Source organism: Streptomyces sp. NPDC088400 (assembly GCF_044753355.1).
Classification (GTDB): Bacteria; Actinomycetota; Actinomycetes; order Streptomycetales; family Streptomycetaceae; genus Streptomyces.
Genome location: NZ_JBIVMZ010000034.1, coordinates 1 through 3,414, shown reverse-complemented (window position 1 = coordinate 3,414; position 3,414 = coordinate 1). Strand labels below are relative to the sequence as shown.

The following is a 3,414-nucleotide window of genomic DNA, read 5'->3' as shown; positions in this document are numbered from 1 at the left end:
CTCGGCCTTGCCTGCGGCGGCGAGGGCCGGTCAACCGAAGGATGCGGCAGCGGGGTCGTCACGCACGCGGACGGAAGCCTTTCAAAGGGCGGAAAAGCCACCGGTGGCGGAGTCCAGAGCGGTGGCGGAGCGCTCACCAGCTCAAGGGCCGGAGGGGGAGCAAGTGCTACGAGATCTGCGGGCGGGGGGACAAAGAAAAAACAGCAGCCTGTACTGGCGGGCATAAAGATCCCGACTCAGCAGGAACTCTTCGCCCGCGGCTACGCTGCTTATCCGGATGCCCCGTATACGCCCATGCTCATGAAGTGGGCAGACGGGCAGTGCCAGATGGACCCTGGCAGCGCTTTCTGCGCTGCCGCCAACGATCTGGGCTGGATCAGTCCCACCAAGGATTTCCTCGAATTGATCGGCTACCGCGACGCTGAGCGGTGTGCCGGTGGTAGCGCCAGCGGCTGCGCATGGACCATTGCTGGACTTTTGCCGGTAGGGAAGCTTGGTAAGGCTGGCAAACTTCTGAAGAAATGCAACAGTTTCCTGCCAGAGACTAAAATCCTGATGGCGGACGGAACCCGCAAGAAGATCGCCGATGTCAAAGTCGGAGACAAGGTACTGGCGACAGACCCGGAAACCGGCGAGACGGCCGCCAAAACGGTAACCGCTGAAATTCTGGGCAATGGATTGAAAGATCTGGTCCGAGTTACTGTCGATATCGATGGTAAGGCGGGACCTGAAACCGCATCAGTAGTCGCTACGGACGGTCACCCATTCTGGCTTGCCGAACTCGATGAGTGGATCGACGCCACGGACCTAGTTCCGGGGCAGCGGCTCACTACAGGCGCTGGGACACGTGTCCGGATCGCTGCCGTAGAGCGCTGGACGCAGCCGGCCGTGGTTCACAACCTGACTGTGGCGGACCTCCACACGTACTATGTGCTGGCGGGCGAGACGCCGGTGCTCGTTCACAACAGCAACGGGTGCGTGAACTGGGCCTCCAATAGTGTGAAAACGTGGGGTCACACATTCAAGACCCATGGTGCCGGAGCGAAGAACACGAAGGCTCTGACCGATCGGGCTCGCAGCACCGGAAATCAGCAGGGGCAATGGCTAGATAATGACGCCGCTGCAGAGTTTTTGAAGGGACTCCATGTTGAAGGAGCCGGCCCTAGGTCGGTGCGCATCCCAGACGGAATGGGGCAGGTGATCATGCCGGATGGGAGTATCGTCCAAGCTCGGTCGGCTACCGTCGTCCCGAGTCCCAATGGACTGTACAAGACCGGATTCCCAATTATTGGCCCGAACTAGGAGACTGGAGAGATGAGCTTCTCTGTGTCGTTTCATCCAGCTACGCCATCTGCCGCTACGGGTGCTGCGCCAGTGGGTAACGAGTTGGATGACGACTACGACACCCTGGTCATGGAGGCGTGTAGCGTCCTCTCTGGCGCTGGGGGTAGCAGCTTCCACATCGGCGGCTTTGGGAGCGATGAGTGGCCGCTCGATGTCGCGTATGACTTGTCTGCTTTCATCGAGCAACTCCCATTGCTTCTGGCAGGCGTGCGTGAGCGTCGCGAAGTCGAAGTGGACATGTACTCGCAGGGCATCGAGCGGACTTTGACCTTTCGTTCAGTCGAGAATCGCGTGATGATTCACTGCGAGTCGCGGACCGAGTGGGTTCCAAGTCCGGAATTTGAGAGCCTCGCACAGGGTGAACTTGTTTCGATGCTCTCGAAATTGGCTCAGGACTTCGCCAGAGGATTGAAGGCGATCAACTCCGAGCTGTTGGATGTGGCGCCATTCCCGCGTTGGCTGGCGGGCGAGGCGTAGTCCCGCTGCCCGAGACCACACCTATTGCGTTGGGTAGCAGTAGCAAAATTGAAGCCCCGTCAGGTTCGTCCTGACGGGGCTTTTGCGTGGGGTGACGGCAGTAGTTGACGGCAACGTCAGCGGACGAGGGCGGCGCAGGGCGGCGGTTCGTCGCCGTTGGCCGTCTCGGTGATCGCCGGGCCGTTGAGCAAGGTGCCGAGGGTGTCGATGGCGTCTCGCTGGAGGCGGAGCCGGACGTGGGCGTAGACGGTGGCGGTGACGCCGATGTGGGCGTGGCCGAGGAGTTCCTTGATGACGACGAGTTCGACGCCCTGTTCCAGCAGCAGGGTGGCGGCCGAGTGTCGGAGGTTGTGGAAGCGGATGCGGCGGAGGCCGGCCTTGCGGAGGAGTGTGGTGAAGGTGCGGGTGAGGTTGGTCGGGTCGAGCGGTCCGCCCTGCGCAGTAGTGAACACGTGCCCGTTCCGCTGCCACCCCGTGCCTGCGGCCTCACGCTCGCGCTGCTGCTGTTCGTGGTGGTGCTTCAGCGAGTGGGCGCAGCGGGTGGGGGGCGATGCGGCGTTCGGATGCCCGGGTCTTGGTGGGCAGCGTAGTGAGGCCGCCTGCGGTGGTGCGCTGGAGGGTTCGGCGGATTGTGGCGGTGCCGCGTGGAGGTTGAGGTCTTGCCAGTGCAGGCCGAGGAGTTCGCCTTTGCGGAGTCCGGTGTGGAGGGCGAGTTCGAACAGCGCGTGCAGCCGGTGGCCTTCTGCGGTGATGAGGAGCTGGCGTGCTTCGTCGGCGGTGAGGGGTTCGAAGCGCCGGGGCAGTGGGGTGCCGGTGCGGACGTTACGGGCGACGTTGCGGGGGATCTCTTCCTCGCGGACGGCGTGCTCCAGGGCGGACTTGAGTACAGAGTGGATGTAGGTCAGCGTCAGCGGGGAGGGCAGCTTGCGGCAGCACTGGCCGACAATGCAGCAGCGGGGCTGGTCGCGCTGGGCGTCGAGGCGACGGGTGCAGCACTGGCAGGTGGTGCGGAGCTGGTTGAGCCAGGTGCGGACGTCTTTGGCGGTGAGCTTGGTGAGCTTCTTCTTGCCGAGGCCAGGGATGAGGTAGCGGTGGACGACGGCGGTGTAGCGGGTGTGGGTGTTCTCGCGGAGGTGGTGGATGGCGACGTTCTCCAGCCAGTACGTGAGGTACGCAGCCACGCTGCCCTGCACCGGAGGGTACGGGGAGGCCCCGGTTGCTGGCGGCGATCTTCTCCGTGAGCTTGGCCAGAGCCTCCTTGCGGGTCGTGCCGTAGACACGGATGCGCTTACGGGTGTTGCCCGGTGCGAGGACGTATCCGGCGGCTTCCCAGCGGCTGTCCTTGCGCTGGTACACGGTTCCGTCACCGTTGGCGCGGCTGCGGCGGGACGAGGCGGGGCGGGGTGTGGTCATCAGGCGGCGGCTTCCTCTTCGAGGCGGGTGTGGATGAAGTCGGCCAGCGCGGGGGTAGGGATGCGGCGGGCGCGGCCGAGGGTGATGGAGGCGAGCTGCCGGGTGCGGATGAGGTCGTAGACGGCGGTGCGGCCGAGTTGGAGGCGTGCCATGACCTGGGGCACCGTGAGCAGATCCAGC

Annotated in this window: 3 protein-coding genes and 1 pseudogene; 2 read left to right on the top strand and 2 right to left on the bottom strand. The window is 64.0% G+C overall.

The window, feature by feature from the left end:
• Together ACIQD6_RS36180 and ACIQD6_RS36175 are read left to right on the top strand one after the other, a co-directional pair.
• Positions 1 to 1,302: polymorphic toxin-type HINT domain-containing protein (locus tag ACIQD6_RS36180; protein ID WP_401891332.1), on the top strand; the 1,302-nt coding region annotated here is incomplete at its 5' end.
• 12 nt (positions 1,303 to 1,314) lie between these two features.
• A complete protein-coding gene (locus ACIQD6_RS36175; protein ID WP_401891329.1) occupies positions 1,315 to 1,821 on the top strand; it encodes a hypothetical protein in 507 nt (168 codons plus the stop codon).
• A 116-nt stretch (positions 1,822 to 1,937) separates the two neighbouring features.
• On the opposite strand, the pseudogene ACIQD6_RS36170 reads toward ACIQD6_RS36175, so the two are convergent.
• Positions 1,938 to 3,234: pseudogene (locus ACIQD6_RS36170) on the bottom strand (tyrosine-type recombinase/integrase).
• Complete coding sequence (locus ACIQD6_RS36165) at positions 3,234 to 3,413, bottom strand: helix-turn-helix domain-containing protein (protein ID WP_401891326.1); 180 nt, start codon at positions 3,411 to 3,413, stop codon at positions 3,234 to 3,236. The pseudogene ACIQD6_RS36170 and the gene ACIQD6_RS36165 overlap by 1 nt, the downstream one beginning before the upstream one ends.
• Position 3,414: the final 1 nt, after the last annotated feature.